Origin of the sequence: Foetidibacter luteolus (assembly GCF_009650435.1) — a bacterium.
GTDB classification, from domain to species: domain Bacteria; phylum Bacteroidota; class Bacteroidia; order Chitinophagales; family Chitinophagaceae; genus Foetidibacter; species Foetidibacter luteolus.
In genome coordinates this window covers 28,178-45,576 of sequence record NZ_VVIP01000005.1, presented here as the reverse complement: position 1 = coordinate 45,576, position 17,399 = coordinate 28,178, and the positions used below count along the sequence as shown (strand labels likewise).

Genomic DNA, 17,399 nt, shown 5'->3' with positions numbered 1-17,399 from the left:
AGCGATATATTTCCATGGCATCGCCTGTTGCGTCGCAATCCTTTCATCGGTTGGTTCATTGGGCGGCATTTCAGCCCCGGATAGGTAACGTTTCCGGCGCCAAAGGTGGCAGAAACTAAGCGGCTTTATTGCAGGTGCGTAATTTTATGCCGTCAGGCAGTAACTTTAACCATGGCTATAAAATCATTCTATGTTTTGCTGTTGCTTGTTACCTGCTTACAGGCTGTATCCTTTGCGCAGCAAAAAGATACCGTACCGGGCCGTACCGTTAAAAAAGAGACCTGCCCTGTAGATACGCATGGCGTAAAGCTGGATACCGACGGAGATGGCGTGCCTGATTGCCTGGATAAGGAAAAGCTTACCCAGCAGCAATGTTTTCCCGTGGATTCTTTTGGTGTAGGGTTTTGCCCGGAACCAGCTTGCTGTGCAGAGAAAAGACATATTTGCACTATCAGTTTCTCCTGTGATAATTATAGTTTTCCATCTGTTTCATTTGCGGATAAAACAACTGCACTGATTCCCACCGTTAAGGTAACACTTGATAGTATTGCTCATATATTAAACACCATGCCTTCATGCCCGCTTCAGATATCTGGTTATTACAGTAGGGCAAGACCAGAAACCAAGCGTATAAGCGAGGCAAGGATAAAAAATATAATATCCTACCTTACGTCAGGCAGCAGCGGCATAGACAAATCAAGGATAGTATCTGACATTAAAAATGGCGGTGCTATTTACAGGATTGATTTCAAAACAGAATAGCCGGAAACTGTAACAAAAACTGCAACCGTACATGGAATGCCCATACAGGAGTTTAAAGACCATGCAGGAAAAGCCTGCAACCCCTCTTTGCCGCACACCGTAACAAGACTATTATTACTTTAAAACACACTAAGTTCCCGGGTAAAAAAAAGGGCAAAAAATATTTGGAGAAAATATTGCTACGCCTATCTTTGCACTCCCAAATAGAAAAAGGGAGTTTAGCTCAGCTGGTTTAGAGCATCTGCCTTACAAGCAGAGGGTCGGCGGTTCGATCCCGTCAACTCCCACAAAACAAGAGGTCTTCGAAAGAAGGCCTTTTTTGTTGGGCTGTAAATCCGGTACTTTATACACAAACTTTTAACCCAATAGCCCGGTAGGGTTAGGCGCTTAAACGTTTGCCCTTTATCAATAATTAATTTTCACTCTCCGCTTATCCTGTTAATTTGCACCTATCAACCAATGCATTTAACCCTATTTATATCAACCCTGCTCAGTGAAGGCAAAGTAACCATAGAAGGCAGCCTGTACCAATTTGAAGAAGAGGATGTACAACAAGCATTAATACTTCTACGCCGGTACCACCAGGAGGACAGCCTGGAAATGCCTTATACCGCTCCCGGTTTTTCGGAAGAAGCCGCGATTTGGGCGGCAAAATTTTTTTACCAGGCCATCCAGTTAACAGTCATCCGCGAAACAGAAGATGCAGTTATCCAACAAATGTTGACGAATTTTGAAGGCCCCGTTACGCCGGAGGTTATTTACTCCGCTGACCTGGTGCTTCGTTATCTTCCTGCATTGTTTAACCTGGCTAAAGGGCTGGCCCCTGCTGATATACTGGTAAAAGAACTTACAAGAATAGCAGGCCTCTGGCCATTCTCGTCACCGGGCATCCAGGTAAAGCAGGCGACGGATTATACAACTGTTTTCGCAAACCCTTCTTTAAAGCAGGCATTTACAGACAGTATTATCAGGCTGGGCGACCTGGAAAAGGCATCAGATCCCGTTATAAGAAATTCCATTATAGAAGCATTGGGCCAACATGCCGGCAGGTTTTGGCCAGAATTTGAATATGCGATAAAAAATAAACCCGCATGGAAACAAACACTACAAGACAATTTGAATTAACTGACCGCCTTAACAGCGTACTGGGGCATCTTAAAGAAAAATTTGTTGGTAAAGATGATATTATAGACCTGATGGGCATTTGCCTTGCCGGCCGTGAAAATCTGTTTTTACTCGGCCCTCCCGGTACCGCCAAAAGTGCCCTGGTAAGAGAACTGTCTAAAATGCTGAATGGCAAAACGTTTGAATACCTGCTTACCCGTTTTACAGAACCCAACGAACTATTTGGCCCTTTTGACATACGCAAGCTTAGAGAAGGCGACCTTGTTACCAATACAGAAGGCATGTTGCCTGAAGCCAACCTGGTTTTTCTTGATGAATTGTTAAACGCCAACAGCGCCATACTGAACAGCCTGCTGATGGTGCTGAATGAGAAAGTTTTTCGCAGGGGACGTGAAAACAAGGCCTTACCGGTAGTAATGATTGCGGGCGCCAGCAACCACCTGCCGGAGGATGAAGCATTGCAGGCCCTGTTTGACCGTTTCTTAATAAGGGTACGGTGCGATTATGTGGACCCGGCCCTGCTTAACAATGTACTGGAGGCCGGATGGAAACTGGAACGCAAAGAAATTGCCGGCCAACCTAAAATTTCCGCTGAAGATATTTTTGAAATACAGCGCCTGATTGGAACTGTTGATTTGAATGACATACGCCCCGCTTATATTAACCTTGTTGAAATGCTGCGCAACGCAGGCGTGCAGGTATCAGACAGGCGTGCGGTAAAACTACAGCGATTGATTGCCGCAAGTGCGCTGTTGTGCAAAAGAGCAGCGGCCATTCCGTCAGACATGTGGGTACTTCGCTATATATGGGATACCGAGGAACAAATAGAAGTAATTGCCGGCATAGTAAACAACCTTATACAGCCCGGCGCGGCTGCACCGCAACAGCACCCCAGGGCATTTGTTACTACAGCCCCTGATGCTGATGAAATATATAAAGAAATAACCACTATGGCAGAGCAATGGGAAGACGCATCGCTGCCTATGGGGGAACGTACCATAATAAAAGACAGGCTACGCTATTTAAACGGCCGCTGCGAATGGATTACCAACGAGGTGCAACGCCGTTATGTACAGGAACCTATTGACGCCTTGTGGCAAAAAATTCTTCACTCTGCATAAGCTGGCGCATGGAAAAAGAAATGATTTTATTAATGGATGAAAGTAACAGGCAGGCCCTTGGTACTGTACGCTGCTTACCGGGTTTATACGCCGCGGTAAGTGATAAGGGCATCTGGGTAAAAGGCTGGGGCCATACTGAAGAAATAGCTATTGAAATAAAACAATTGCCAGTTAAGAAAAAATTTCTGAAAGATGACAGTAACAGGCTTTACCCGCCAGGCTTACCGGTGCCTGTTGATGTTCTTCCGGCATTAAACTGGCAGCCGTTACAGGAGTTTGTACCGGTTAAAGTGCCTGTAGCCGCCTTGCCAGGGAATATAGAAACAGGGATACCCATAAAGATTGTTGCTTCTGCAAAAGAAAGAAAAGGCGAGGCGCTTGTTACCACACTTTCTTTACTTAAAGCTTTTGCCGAAACTGCGCCGGAAGCAAGGTTAGAAGCAATAGTTTTTGCCGTGTCTGAAAATAAAGAGGTGTTGCTAATGGGCAACCCGTTGCCCCCCATGCCCGGCAGGGAATATTGGTTGTTGCACGATATTTTACTACCCTGCGGTTATGATTTTGACCTGCCTGCCCTGGCAGTTTTGATTTCAGAAAAATTGATTAAAAATAAAGAAGCATTTCTATTGTTTGATGACAGAGGTACATGGCAAAAAATTGACAAAAGTTTTTTTGTGAAGGCGGCAAGAAGCGCTGTACGGCTTACCCTGGAATAATGAAGACGATTGACAAGTACCGGGGTTAATTGCTGAGCCCTATTCAGGCGTACAAGAGTGCGACGCAACGGAAGCCTGATTTATAGTAAAGAGCCGGGTACAAAAATAATCCCTTAAACACGGGACTAAACATGATTGAAGCAATAAAAAATACCGTACAATACTTCAGGTGTCCGGCCAACTATTTTTGGCAATGGGCAGAGGGTGGCGAAATTATTGAATGGAAAAACGGAGCTACTATTTGTTACCGGGACGATCTGCTTCAGTTATTAAAAAAAATACAGGTTAAGGAAACACCTTCACTAAGCGCCGTATTGCTGTTGCTTTCGTGCTGTAATGACAATTTTCACGCCTCGGGTGGCAGAGGTATCCTTGCGGGGATGCTGGCAGGTTTTAACAGTGGCCGTGAAGGGAAATACGGGACTACCAAAGAAATTTTACAACACCATCTTTACCAGGCGCTGAAGTTTATGGATATAGTAGCAGCGCTTCCGCCGGATTTGAGAAAAGGCCGGCACCGCATACACCTGTGCCATGAGATATTTTCTCCTGGCACATTCAGTATATCCGAACCGCCTTTAAAAGCTATTGCGGAAGAACTTGACAGCGGAATGGTTGATAAACTCGCTTTTACACAAACAAGCGCAGTTAGAAGCGATGCATTTAAAAAAGACCTGGAATACCTGAGCAAAGCCCTGCAACAATACAACACTGCTGAGCACCTGGAAATGCGGTTGCGTACTGGCTTAAACCAGCTTCCTGCCGCTATTGAAATTCCGCAGCCCGAAGAAAAGCCGCTTGACTTATGGCAACAGTTATCACTCGACAACAAAACGGCAGGCGTGGCAAGACTGGCAAGGCATTTAATTGCAGCCTTAAACATTCCCATGCATTCTTACGACAGAAGCGATTTATCGTTTGGCGGCATTGCAGATATTACCAACCGTGGCAATTATGACCGCCTGTTATTAAGTGAGCTGGCACACGACGATGACCTGTTAATGGCAAGGCTGGTAAACAATGAAGCCCTCTATTTTCATCGGGAAGCCCCGCCTGACAACCCTAAACTGCAACGCACCATACTGATAGACACTACCATAAAAATGTGGGGCCTGCCACGTGTATTCGCCGTATCTGCGGCATTGGCCTGTTGCCACAACCTGAAACACGGAGAACTGGCAGAAGCGTATATATTATATGGGAAGAATTATACACAGGCTGATTTGTTTGCAAAAGAAGGCATTATAAGGGCCTTGGGCATGCTTGATCATTCACTGCATTGCGGGGCATCGTTGCAACTGGCATTAAAGAGCCTTCAGGCATCTGCCATGAATGAATTTATGCTTATTACGGATGCGCAATCCTTGCATAACCCGGATTTTTATGCCTGCCTTGCGGAGGTAAAGGAGTCGCTCAACTTTTTAATTACTGTAAGCAGAACAGGCGAACTCCATTTTTATGAATATATAAAGGGCAGGATAAAACTATTAAGCAAGGCTAAGTTTGATTTGGAAGAGTTGTTGTTTGCCACCACGTTTAACCATGCAGAAAAAAAACTTAATGACAGTCTTCCGGCCTTTCTGCAGGCCACAACGTTCACACTAATGTTCCCTGCACACCGGCTTAACCTTACCGGTAAAAACAAAACGGTAAAGTTCAGCAACGAAGCCATCATAACGTTTACAGAAACACAACGTGTATTGTTATGGACTAGCGCAAATTATGGAGCAAGAGAAATTCTTGATTTTATAGAAAAAGGAGAATACTATGTGGGCAACAAGAACGACCAACAGCTTTACATTCTTGTGTACCAACAATCAAAAGACCTGGCCAGGTTTTATAATATCCATCTTCAGGATTTAAGAGCAGACGTTTCGGAAACAATCGGCATCAGCCGGGTTAGCAGCGTTTCTTTTTGTGAAGAATATTTTGTAGTAAGGCATGTTTCGGGCGTATCTTTTTATGACTACCGGGAAGCGCGGCTGTTAAATACAGCAAACCATTCCGGGTACGACAGCGATACTGAGGCCAATCTTTTTAATTGCACGGAGCCGGAGCAGGCGGATATCAAAGATTGCATACTCAGCAATTACAGCCTGCTGTTTAATGTAAGGGACATCCATGTAAGCGGAGGCAATGAACTGATTTTAGGAAACCATGTCCTGCGTGTACATTCAGACAGGGATGTAAGCATCCTTGAAAATACCGACAAGATAAAAGGCAGCAGGCAGGCAAAGCAACAGGGAGACACTTATTTTCCGTTAAAAAACAAAAACATCAAGTTCAACAAATGGTTATGGGCGGATGGAAGTGAAGCTGTAATTGATTCAAGAGGCTTTGTACATCTTAAAAGTTCGGATAGCGGTTTGCCGGAGATTACCGTGGTGATGATACTTGGAAAAGCCACTGCTTGCTGGGCTTCTGATGGGGCTGTATGCGGCTCGGAATATTTTACAGGCGTTACTAACGCTAACATGATAAGCGCTGAGCTATTCAACAAAAAATATATTCAACCATTTATCTCGCACCTGTTATGATGCTGCAGTTAAAATATAGCAACCGGACGCTGCATACCGTTGCTGCCGCTTTTATTAAAAGCAGTTCGCCCCGTGTATGGTTAACAGAAATAAACAACTGGGGCGTATCTGTTAAAGAACTGGATTGTTACATAATGCCGGAATCCATCCGGTCAGTAAAAGCCGCGGGCCTGCTAGTTACGTTCAACAACACAGCATTACTTGAAGGCCTGGTTATACCTGATGGCTATGGGTTAATAGCAGGCAAACTATTTATACCCGTTAATGCCAGCCTGTACCCCCAGGTAAATGAAGAAGAGCTTAGCAAACTGCTTGCATGGGAATACCAGTTTTTTCACCCTTCCATTGGCCTTGTAGGTTTTGATAAAAAAGACAGGTTTGATTTTGGAAGCCTTGCGTTGCTTACGCAAGAAAAAGAGAATGACTGGAGTTTTGCACACCCAGGCATAGAACGTAAGCCACCCCTGCAGCAGGTACAGGTAAAACAACCTACGGTACAGGAATTGATGGAGGAGCTTAAAAAAGACATTCATACCAGGCCACTGGATGAAATGCCGGGCAAAAAGGGAACTGTTGCCCAAACAGTTGACAAGGCCCTTGATAAGGTGAAATGGGGATTGTTTAAAACAATACTCGCGGCTGCAAATGGCATTCAAAACGTTTCTGGCACCCATAACAATGACCAGGAAAACGACCGGCCCGGCGGTTTGGAACGCCTTCAGCAGTGGCTGGGCGAAAACCTGCAGGAGATTGAAAAAAGAAGAAACGAGGAATTGAACCGCCTGGTGAAGCTTTTTGACAAGGACACTGATGAAGCTCTGCAATATGCCCTGCCGTTAAACTCCCCTTATTTGAACCGTGGCAATGCACAAAAGACTTCTGCATTAACGCGCAGGCCAACAAATTTTAATCCCGGAGGCCTGGGTGGCGGCGGCGCCGTGGATGGATGGGATGTTGGCGGATATTACCATAGCCTTCGCACCAGGTATCTTGATGCGGCACAAAAAGAAATTAAACGCAAAGACTTTAAAAAAGCGGCATACGTTTATGCACATCTTCTTGGCGACTACAGCGGTGCGGCCAATGCCCTTGAACAGGGGAAACTTTACCGCGAAGCCGCAGCACTTTATAAAGACCACCTGAAGAACAATGTGGCGGCAGCCGAATGCCTGGAACGTGGAGGGCTGTATTCAGAAGCCATCGAATTGTACGACAAACTGCTTCGCCATGAGAAAGTGGGCGACCTCTACAGCATACTGCAACAAAAGGATAACGCCAACAGGTATTACCAGGAAACAGTAGCCAGTAAAATTTCAGCCCACGACTACCTGGATGCATCCCGGGTTATGATGAAAAAAATGCAGCAGCCAGAGGAGGCAAAACAACTGCTGCTTACCGGTTGGAAAGAAAACTGCCAATCAGAACATTGTCTCAAAAAGTATTTTGACCTGGTAAATGAAACGGAGGAAAACAATACGTTTCAAAAAGTAAAGGATGTTTATGAACAGCATACCCCACCGGTTAAACAAGAGCTTTTTTTGCATGTACTGCATCATGTAAGCCAGACCAACAAGGCAGACAAAGAAAGAACGCTTTACCAGGATATTGCTTACAACATTATAAGCGATGAAACAGCAAAGGGAAACAGTTCCATTGTACATAAACTCAAAAATTTTATTACAACAGACCGGCTTATCAGCTCTGACTGCAGCCGCTATGTGACAAATACCCGGGACAATACCGAACAGCCAACAAGTAACAATGTATTACAGCTTGATCAAAGTATCCGCTGGCAAAAAGCTGTCAGCCACCGCAACCAGTTTTTAGCAGTGGGAACAAAGGATAACCTATTGCACCTGGCAAGAGGAAACTGGTATGGGAATATCGAATATTACACGTGGGATAACCCTGTACAACCTCATGTGCGTTTCACCTTTATTCATTCACCTTACTACAGCAAGCATATTCTTTTGCATGCGTCTGATGGCTTGCCGGTTACCAGGAAAACCCTGGATAAAAACAAGTATTTCGGTGACAGCCTGACTGTATATTGTCCTGTTTGGCTGCATAAAGAGCCAGCGAAGTTTATTATAACAGAAGATAACGAACTATGCCGGCTGGAAACAAGTAGTGATACAATGACGCTTCATTATTATACAATTGAAGGCCAGTTAAAACGTTCCCTTAATTGCAATATTGAAAATGAGGTACAGATAAGTTCAAGCCATGTAAACCCGCTAATGGCATGCTTTAACGATTATTATTATACTTACCGGGATAAACAATTCTTCAGCATTTCAAAAAAGGGTGAAGTAAAAGCGGTTCATTTTGATACCGGCATCCGCTTGTTTGGAGCATCTGAAGATGCAACTTCTTTCAGCATTATTATTTCTACAAACAAGGGCCTGGTTTTTTGCCGGCCCAAGGATGGTTCTTTGAATGTACAGGGAGAACCTTTTGCATCCCATCTTATACCCGGCCAGGTGTTATTTTTTCCGGGTAAGAAATTCCTGGTTGTAGAGAAGCATAAAGCCGTTTTGTTTTCTATTGAGGCCAATACACCAATTTCCCAAAGGGAATATGCCACAACCGCTCCTATAGCAACAGCAATACATGCCAACCGCAACCAGTTTGCCCTGGTTGAACAGACCGGCAGGATTATGATCTACACTATTGAATAGCGCAATTGTTTGTGTATTACTCCGGGAAATAGTAAACTACATAAAGCAGGTTAAGCAACAGCAGTGAGGGTTTTTACCTTCTTTCAACTCCATTTGCCGGCTGCGCAGAAATGCGGCATGCATACAACCTGCCCACAAAAGCAGCAGCGTGTTGCACCTTAGGGTGAGGGATTGCAGCGGTTACCCCGGTGAGGCCATCGCAGCAGGGCTTTGAGCCGGATTATGAACAGAACCGAGAAAAAGCAACTTAATGTTGCTTTGACGAAGGTTGCGAACGCAGTTCTGCCCGGCCCCTTGCGATAGCTTGGGGGCACCCCCTGATTCTCTTTATATCCTACCCATTACTAACGGCCTTTTTAATGGCAGCAATGTCAATCTTTTTCATAGGCAGAAAAGCCTGCGTTATGCGGTTTATTTCATCCTGTGTGCCCTGCTGCATCATGGTTTCCATTTCGGCAGAGGTTATTTGCCAGGAGAGGCCGTACTTGTCTTTCAGCCAGCCGCATTGCTCGGCTTCGGGCACAGCAGAAAGTTGTTGCCAGTAATAATCAATTTCCTCCTGGTCGGCACAGGTAACCATAAACGAGACGGCCTCGTTAAAGCTAAAGCCATGCTGCCGGGCACTGTCCATAGCAGCCAGCCAGGTATCTTCCAGCTTTACATCGCCAAACATCAGCGAGCCTTCTTTATCAGGCTCCATACCTGCGGGGTAATGGTGTACACTGCCCGCCTGCGCATGTTTAAAAACGGATTGATAAAAATTGATAGCCTCTTCTGCCTTGCCGCAAATGCTGCCGGTAAACAGCAGCGACGGCACGATGGCGGGGCGCTGCTCACCATCGGGGTTGGTAAGCATAAGCTGCCAGGATACGCCATACTTGTCCTGTAGCCAGCCATAGCGCTTGCTAAAGGGGTAAGCGTCAATAGGCATAAGCACTTTGCCGCCTTCGGCCAGTTTATCCCATACAGTATTGAGGGCGTTTAACGCAGCCTGGTTATTTTCCGGTGACTGCCCAAAGAACAGGGGATCGAAATTGACGATGAACGATATGGAAGGGTTGAATGAAAACAAGGGCCCGGCACTGATGGCCATAAACTGTTTGTTCCATAACTCAAAACTTACAATATCGCAACTGCCCGAGGGCGTATCATGTATCTGCGATGTATGTATAATCTTAGACTGCGGAAATACGAATGTATAAAACGCGGCGGCTTCTTTGGCTTCTTTATTAAACCATAAATGTGGGATAATTTTTTGCATGGCAATGCTTTTTGTACGTTAAAAATAGTAACAGGATAGTGCCATAAAAATCGTACCGGGGCGGCGGGGTTGTTGGGTTATTTGTGTTACCTGTTCATTACTTTAAACCCTACGGACAAAGCCACATTTCGATCCTACCGCCCAATGGCTGCCGGATGGAAATGAAAACCCCGCTGAGGGTTTGGGCGTATGGTCTTGCGGCGGAGTTGCAATGAACAGCCGGGACAGGAGCCAAATAGTTTTCCAGGTGATGAAAGCCCCAAAATAAGCGATTTCAAGCAGGTGAAAAAAGGGGCATAAACGGCGGACAACACACTGTCGTAACCCTCCAGGATTTGTACTTTTACTTTTGTTGAAATAAGTACAGCCATAATACTATACATTAATAAATTTGAGATTCTGATGATAAAAGGACAAATCTATGCGCATAGGAGCTTTTATAAAATCACCGAAAATGGGGAAGTATAATCAGGAGATGAACTAAAAATCATTATAACTATTTTTGGAAAAAAGTTATGGGATTTTTTAGAAAAAGAAAAAGGAAAGTTAAGCTCCTGCTTGGGGGAGGTTTGATTTATAATGATGGACAAAATCAATTTTATCTTGACTCGCAAAGTGTCGTACGTTTATTTAAAAAAACCTATGTAGAAATATATCGAAAAGAAGTCCGTAAAATAGTGGAAAACAATCCGATGGTTATAAATGAGGTGACTCAATTAACAGATGACGAAAAAAATGAGATCACACTGAAAACAAAAATAGAGCTGGAAAAAGAGGGAATTGAAGTTGGAATTTCACCTTCTTTTCCATTGGATTTTGTATTTGCAAACAAATGACTCTTTTCAATTGCATATAACAAAATTTCTGTTTATAATTTCCTGGATTAGGCTTCACCTAACCCCCACCTTTTCCCCCTCCGCCACTGCACCAGCCCCCCAAAAAGCAATACAATTGCAATACTCCCACCGATATTTACCAACTGCCACAAACCGCGCTGTTCAGATACTTTGGTTTTGTCCAGCAGGCGCAGCGTAAAGTCCTTGTTGCGGCTCTCGAAAATTTTGCTGTTGCTTACAAGGTAGTCTATGCTGTTTAAAAAGAATTCGCGGTTGGCAAACCGGTAGTTTTCCAGCGGCAGCATACCCATGGGCAAGGGGCCGGTAGTGTTGCTGACCGCATTGGTAACAATATCGCCATCCGATACCACGATCTGCTGCGTTGGCTTTTCAGCAACGCCTGCAAAAGGCTTGCCCAGCGCCCTGCCTACGCTGTCTTTTACTTCGGCGCTAAGGCGGTTAGCGTACAGGGAGGTGAACTTACCTTCCAGCAGTACCGCTACAGGCAGGTGGCTTTTGTTCATGGCCTGAAAATCGTTATCCGTAGCAATACTGTTCAGGCTTACCATCGCCGGCGAACTAAGCACCCGGCTGTTGGTATCGCTGGCCAGCAATACTGTCTTCTCAATACCCGGCGCTTTTACCGTATCAATGCTGGAGGGAAAAATGGGCAACACCCTGTCCAGGTTTTTGGAAATCGGGTTGTTGTTATACGCCGATAAAAACGGGTAATAAGGCCAGGGCAGGCGCTGCATACGCGGACTGTTATCGGGGTTATACCCAACCACTATCGGTATCTTGGAGCAGTTCAGGTCCTGTAGCAAATCGCTGTTAATACGCACGCCATATTTAAACAGCAGGTCATCCAGGTTAAGGTTGCGGTCAAAAGCCACAAAGTCGCTCTGGCTGCGCATCAGGCTGTCCAGCTCCGCATAAAGCTTATCCACAAACCAAACAATCTTGCCGCCATGCATCACGTACTGGTCAAGCTTCAGCTTGTCTTCTTCGCTAAACGGTTTTTGCGGTTTCACCACAATCAACGCGTTAATGGCATCTGGGTTAGGGTACGATTGTTTTAAATCAAAAATACCCAGCTTGTATTCATTGCGCAGGCTTTCAATAAGGTCATTCACTTTTTGCGGCCCGGGTTCTTCATTGCCAATAACATAAGCCACCGTCGGTACTTCTTTGCGGGTTAGCTTTTCAATGGCATTGGCAAACTTAAATTCCAGCAAAGCTTCCGCGGCATTCAGCGTGGCTTCCTTATCTTCCTGCGGCACATCATTCACCACGTTAAAATTCTTAAACACTTTGCGGCTGCTGCGCAGGTCAATCACAAAAGGCTGGTAATTTTTATAGTACACCAATGCCGATGGAATAATGATCTGTTGTGTGGACTTATTATCTGCCGCCGATACATCCTCGCTGCGTTCAAACACAACCCCCATGCGGGCCAGGCTGTCATACAACTGCAGGCGGCTGCTGTCCGGCAGGCCTTCTCCGGGTGTTTCAAATTCCACACGCACCAGGTTGCCGCTAAGGTCTTTAAATTCATTCAGCAGGTCGGCGGTGGCAATGCTCAGCTTACGGTAATCAGAGGGTAGTTCGCCCGTTAAAAACACTTTGATGTTAACCACAGAGTCCACGTTTTCTTTCAGCAGGGTTTTGGTACTGTTGCTCAGGCTAAAACGCTTTTCAGCGGTAAGGTCAACACGGTAATTGAACAAGGTAGAAATGTAGGTAATAGCGGCAAACAAAACCAGCGCAGCTATCCACCAGAATCTATGTTGTATTATTTTTTTAACAAGCTTCATTTTACGTATAAACTTTTACAACAGGTTTCGGTTGAAGATTATTTTTATGGGCCCGGCGACAGAACAGGAATGTAGCATCGTTGCGTCGTCCCGAAACTTCGGGATACTGTTCGTACGTTACGCAGCATGGTGCAACAGGCGGTATCTGTTCAATGTCATTTTGTTCAAAATTCAATGTTCGCAGAGCCAGCCTTACAGCATCTTTGTTTCTGCCACCGCAGGTGCTTGAAACATCATCTATCCGGGTCTGAAAAGCCGCCATGAAAAACCAGCCGTACAAGTGAGTGACACAACCAGGCCGCCACAAGGCACTCAAAGCCCGTCACCAAAAAACCTACCGCTTCAGCAACATTCTTTGTGTTACAAAGGCAAATAAAAAGATCATGCCGGCGAAATACACTATGTCCCGCACATCCACCACGCCACGGCTGATACTGTGGTAATGAAATTTGATACCCAGCATCTCAATATAATAATCCAGCCCATTGCTGAACACCGGCAGTTTGCTTACCGCTTCAAAACCGTTGTACAGCAAAAAGCACATAAAGGCCCCGGCAATAAAAGCTACTACGGTATTATTAGTAAAGCTGCTGGCGCAAACACCTACGGCGGTAAACACGGCGCCCAGCAGCAGCAAACCTATATAGCTGCCTGTAGTGCTGCCCACATCAATACCGCCTGTGCTGCTTAATGCCTGCATGGAAAAAGCATAAATAACTGTAGGCACAACAGCCATAGCCACCACCATAAAAGCCCCCGCTATTTTACCCCAAACAATTTGGGCAGCGCTTAGCGGCATGGTTTTCAGCAGCTCGAATGTGCCGCTTTTGTACTCATCAGCCAGGCTGCGCATGGTAACCACCGGCACCAGGAAAAGCAGTATCAGCGGCGCCAGCTCAAAAAAACCGTTGAGGGAAGCATACCCAAAATCCAGCAGGCTGGTATCCGGAAACACAAACAGGAAAAGCCCCATCAACAGCAGAAAGATGATGATAGCGACATAGCCTGTAAGGCTGCCAAAAAATTGTTGCCACTCTTTTTTGCAGATTGTCCACATAAATTAACGAAAGGGGTAAAACTACTATCTATACGTAAATGTTGCAGAGATATTTTGTTAAGGATGGATTGCTACAGAAGCAAGGAGAAAGGCATTGCCACAGAGGCACGGAAAAAGAGTGAATTGATTAATAATAAAAAGCTTCTGCTTCCTCCCATATTCTCCGTGCCTCCATGGCAACCCCTACCTTGTCCCATCTCTTTACAGCTTAGCACCTTTGCGTGCAACTTTCTCTGTGCTTCTGTAGCAACCCTTTCTGCAGAGCAGAAATCTACTCCATATTTTCCGTGCCTCCGTGGCAAACCCTCTTCCCTTAGCGGCTTAGCGCCTTTGCGTGCAACTTTCTCTGTGCTTCTGTAGCAATCCTTCCTGCAAAGCAGAAATCTACTCCATATTTTCCGTGCCTCCGTGGCAAACCCTCTTCCCTTAGCGGCTTAGCACCTTTGCGTGCAACTTTTCTCTGTCCTCTCAAGGCCATCCCCCCTGTTTACAATTTCATAAAGTTGCGGTTACGCAAACGTTTGATATTTTTTCGCTTTATTCTTTCTTATAGGTTTGAAGATAGCCTGCGGCGATGCTGCCGGTATTTATTAACAAGCATCAGGTGTTTTTGCAATGTGCGTATGAAATGGCTAATCCGTTTCCCTTGTCTGTTCAGCATAAAAAAAATCAACCCATGATGGATTCAAGAAGAGAGTTTCTAAAAAAAGCTGCATTGTTATCAGGCGGTGCGGGTTTAATAGGTATGTTGCCGCCTTCGGTTCAAAAAGCCCTGGCTATTGATCCCGCCCCCGGCACTACGTTTATGGATGCGGAGCATATCGTTTTCCTGATGCAGGAAAACCGCTCTTTCGATCATTGCTTTGGTACACTGCAGGGTGTACGCGGTTTTAATGACCCGCGGGCCATTAATCAGCCTAATAAAAACAAAGTGTGGCTGCAAACCAACGACAAAGGTGAAACCTATGCCCCTTTTAGGTTGGATATAAAAAATACCAAAGCTACCTGGATGAGCGCCCTTCCGCACAACTGGGGCGACCAGGTGGATGCTGCCAATGGCGGTAAAATGGACGGCTGGCTGGAGGCCAAACGCCCCGGCAACCCGGACTACTTTGATATTCCCATGACAATGGGCTACTACACAAGGGAAGACATACCCTTTTATTATTCCCTGGCAGATGCCTTTACCGTTTGCGACCAGCATTTCTGCTCCTCACTTACCGGCACCACCCCCAACCGTCTTTACTTCTGGACGGGCAACGTTAGGGAAGATGCCACTTCTATGGCAAGGGTACGTAACGAAGACACTGATTATGATGAAAACAGGCAGGCTTCCTGGACAACCTTTCCCGAAAGGCTGGAAGAAAACGGCGTATCCTGGAAAATATACCAGAACGAATTGAGCGTTGGCGTTGGCTTTGAAGGCGAACAGGATGCCTGGCTGGCTAATTTTACCGATAACCCAATTGAGTGGTTTAAACAATACAACGTAAAACTATCTACCGGTTATATCAATTGGCTGCAACGGGCAGAGCCGGTGGTAAAAGAATGGATAGAAAAACTGGAAAAAAAACTGGTTTCGCTACCGGCAAAAGGCAGGCAAACCCGCAAAACAAAACAGCAGCTAAAAGAAGCCCGTCAGTACCTTGTTACGGTTATAAAAGACAAAGAGATATATACCCTGGAAAAATACAATGCCCTTTCTGATAAGGAAAAAAGCATACACAACAAGGCTTTTACCGTTAACAGCGGAGACCCTTTCTTTCACCAGCTTACAGCGCTGGAGTATGACGATGCCGGAACAAAACGCCAGGTTGAAATACCCAAAGGCGATGTGCTGCACCAGTTCAGGCAGGATGTAAAGAACGGAAGCCTGCCCACAGTATCCTGGCTGGTGGCGCCGGAAAATTTTTCTGACCATCCCGGTGCGCCCTGGTATGGCGCCTGGTACCTTAGCGAAGTATTGGATATACTTACACAAAACCCGGAAGTGTGGAAGAAAACCATCTTTATACTCACCTACGATGAAAACGATGGCTGCTTTGACCATGTGCCGCCCTTCCTGGCGCCGCACCCTGTTAAAGAAAATACCGGCCTTGTTTCCAGCGGTATTGATACAGCGGCGGAATTTGTTACCATGGAGCAGGAATTAAAACGGTACGATAAGCTGCACCCGCCGCGCCCCCAGGAGCCGGTTGAAAAAGGAGAGGATGACGACGAGCCCAAACCCAAAAGAAAAGAAGACCCGCAGCACGGCATGCGGGAAAGCCCTATCGGCCTGGGCTTCCGGGTACCGATGCTGATAGCCTCTCCCTGGAGCCGCGGTGGCAGGGTATGTTCAGAGGTTTTTGACCACACCTCCTGCCTGCAGTTCCTGGAAACCTTCCTTAGCCATAAGCTTGGCAAACGCATACAGGAAACCAACATAAGCCAATGGCGCAGAACAGTATGCGGCAACCTTACTTCCGCATTCAAGCCTTACAACGGCGAAAAAACCGGCAGCCTGCCTTTCGAGCAAAAAGAAGCGGTTATTGAAAGCATACATAAAGCCAAATTTAAAAACCTGCCGGATGGGTATAAAAATCTGGCTGCACAGGAAATAGAGCAAATTAACCTTCAGCCGCAATCTTCACCGTACATGCCTGCGCAGGAAAAAGGCACCCGCTCTTCCTGCGCCCTGCCTTACGAACTCTATGTGGATGGCAGGCTTAATGCCGGTGGAAAAATGTTTGAGATAGATTTCGCCGCTGGTAAGGAGCTTTTTGGAGATGCATCGGCAGGTGCGCCATACATTGTATATGCCCCCGGTATTTACCGGGATGAGGCCCTGCGCTGCTGGAACTATGCAGTAACCGCAGGAGACAAATTGACCGATAACTGGGCCATCGAAAACTTTGAAGGCAGCGCTTACCACCTGCAGGTGTATGGGCCCAATGGTTTTTTCCGGGAGTTCAAGGGTACAGCGAATGCCCCGCTGGTAGAAACCTCCCTGCAGTATGAACGGGTTAAAGGTAATTCCAGGGCTACCGGCAACCTGTTGATAAAGCTTACGAATAAAGGCAAAACCGCTTATACCGTACAGGTAAAAGACGAAGCGTATAAAACCGGCATCCGCAGCAAAACCATTGCCCCGGGCGCCACTGCCACCTTGTTATTCAACCTGGTCCAAAGCCACAACTGGTACGATTTTTCAGTAACCATCAAAGGCCACAGCAGCTTTACCAAACGTTATGCCGGCAAGGTGGAAACCGGTAAAGAAGGCATTACCGACCCGCTGATGGGTGGAGTGGTATAAAGCAGTATATAAAATAATTTTTGGGGGTGTCCCTCGTACCTCGGGCCGGGCTTTCCGCTCATACTCCGGCACAAGGCCCTGCTTCGATGGCCTCACCGGGGTATCCGCTTCAATCCCTCACCCGAAAGGCAGTTACCGGTTACCAGTTGCAGGTTACCGGTCTGTTGACGGGTAAGATGCTGCTGTTGTTTTGA

At 46.1% G+C, this 17,399-nt stretch carries 11 protein-coding genes and 1 tRNA gene; 9 read left to right on the top strand and 3 right to left on the bottom strand.

The genetic code is table 11. The features are described 5' to 3' along the window. Positions 1 to 171: 171 nt before the first annotated feature. The 7 genes from F0364_RS01700 (at position 172) to F0364_RS01670 (ending at position 8,942) form a co-directional block, all read left to right on the top strand. On the top strand, positions 172 to 762 hold the full coding sequence (locus tag F0364_RS01700; RefSeq protein WP_153796017.1) for an OmpA family protein: 591 nt from the start codon (positions 172 to 174) through the stop codon (positions 760 to 762). Positions 763 to 974: 212 nt separating this feature from the next. Next, positions 975 to 1,049: transfer RNA gene (locus F0364_RS01695), tRNA-Val, on the top strand. Between the two features lie 172 nt (positions 1,050 to 1,221). Further along, a complete protein-coding gene (locus tag F0364_RS01690) occupies positions 1,222 to 1,887 on the top strand; it encodes a conflict system bpX4 domain-containing protein (RefSeq protein ID WP_153796016.1) in 666 nt (221 codons plus the stop codon). Further along, the gene (locus F0364_RS01685) at positions 1,854 to 3,008 is read left to right on the top strand and encodes an AAA family ATPase (RefSeq protein ID WP_153796015.1); all 1,155 of its coding nucleotides are present in this window, start codon (positions 1,854 to 1,856) and stop codon (positions 3,006 to 3,008) included. Before F0364_RS01690 ends, F0364_RS01685 begins: the two co-directional genes overlap by 34 nt. Positions 3,009 to 3,016: 8 nt before the next feature. Next, a complete protein-coding gene (locus tag F0364_RS01680; RefSeq protein ID WP_153796014.1) occupies positions 3,017 to 3,724 on the top strand; it encodes a hypothetical protein in 708 nt (235 codons plus the stop codon). Between the two features lie 131 nt (positions 3,725 to 3,855). Next, positions 3,856 to 6,261 carry a hypothetical protein gene (locus tag F0364_RS01675; protein ID WP_153796013.1) on the top strand — a complete coding sequence of 802 codons (2,406 nt, stop codon included), beginning with the start codon at positions 3,856 to 3,858 and terminating at the stop codon, positions 6,259 to 6,261. Further along, positions 6,258 to 8,942, top strand: coding sequence for a bpX3 domain-containing protein (locus F0364_RS01670; RefSeq protein WP_153796012.1), 2,685 nt, complete (start codon positions 6,258 to 6,260; stop codon positions 8,940 to 8,942). Before F0364_RS01675 ends, F0364_RS01670 begins: the two co-directional genes overlap by 4 nt. Before the next feature lie 334 nt (positions 8,943 to 9,276). On the opposite strand, the gene F0364_RS01665 is transcribed toward F0364_RS01670, so the two are convergent. Further along, the gene (locus F0364_RS01665) at positions 9,277 to 10,203 is read right to left on the bottom strand and encodes a VOC family protein (RefSeq protein ID WP_153796011.1); all 927 of its coding nucleotides are present in this window, start codon (positions 10,201 to 10,203) and stop codon (positions 9,277 to 9,279) included. Positions 10,204 to 10,718: 515 nt separating this feature from the next. Between F0364_RS01665 and F0364_RS01660 the strand changes: the two genes are divergently transcribed. Beyond that, positions 10,719 to 11,039, top strand: a complete 321-nt coding sequence (locus F0364_RS01660) for a hypothetical protein (RefSeq protein ID WP_153796010.1) — start codon at positions 10,719 to 10,721, stop codon at positions 11,037 to 11,039. 47 nt (positions 11,040 to 11,086) lie between these two features. On the opposite strand, the gene gldG is transcribed toward F0364_RS01660, so the two are convergent. Then, positions 11,087 to 12,853 (bottom strand): gliding motility-associated ABC transporter substrate-binding protein GldG, encoded by a 1,767-nt coding sequence (gene gldG / locus F0364_RS01655; protein ID WP_153796009.1) that lies wholly within the window; start codon positions 12,851 to 12,853, stop codon positions 11,087 to 11,089. A 334-nt stretch (positions 12,854 to 13,187) separates the two neighbouring features. Then, entirely contained in the window at positions 13,188 to 13,910 is a 723-nt protein-coding gene (locus F0364_RS01650; protein ID WP_153796008.1) for an ABC transporter permease subunit, read from the bottom strand. A 676-nt stretch (positions 13,911 to 14,586) separates the two neighbouring features. Between F0364_RS01650 and F0364_RS01645 the strand changes: the two genes are divergently transcribed. Next, positions 14,587 to 17,205 (top strand): phosphocholine-specific phospholipase C, encoded by a 2,619-nt coding sequence (locus F0364_RS01645; RefSeq protein WP_306452321.1) that lies wholly within the window; start codon positions 14,587 to 14,589, stop codon positions 17,203 to 17,205. Positions 17,206 to 17,399: the final 194 nt, after the last annotated feature.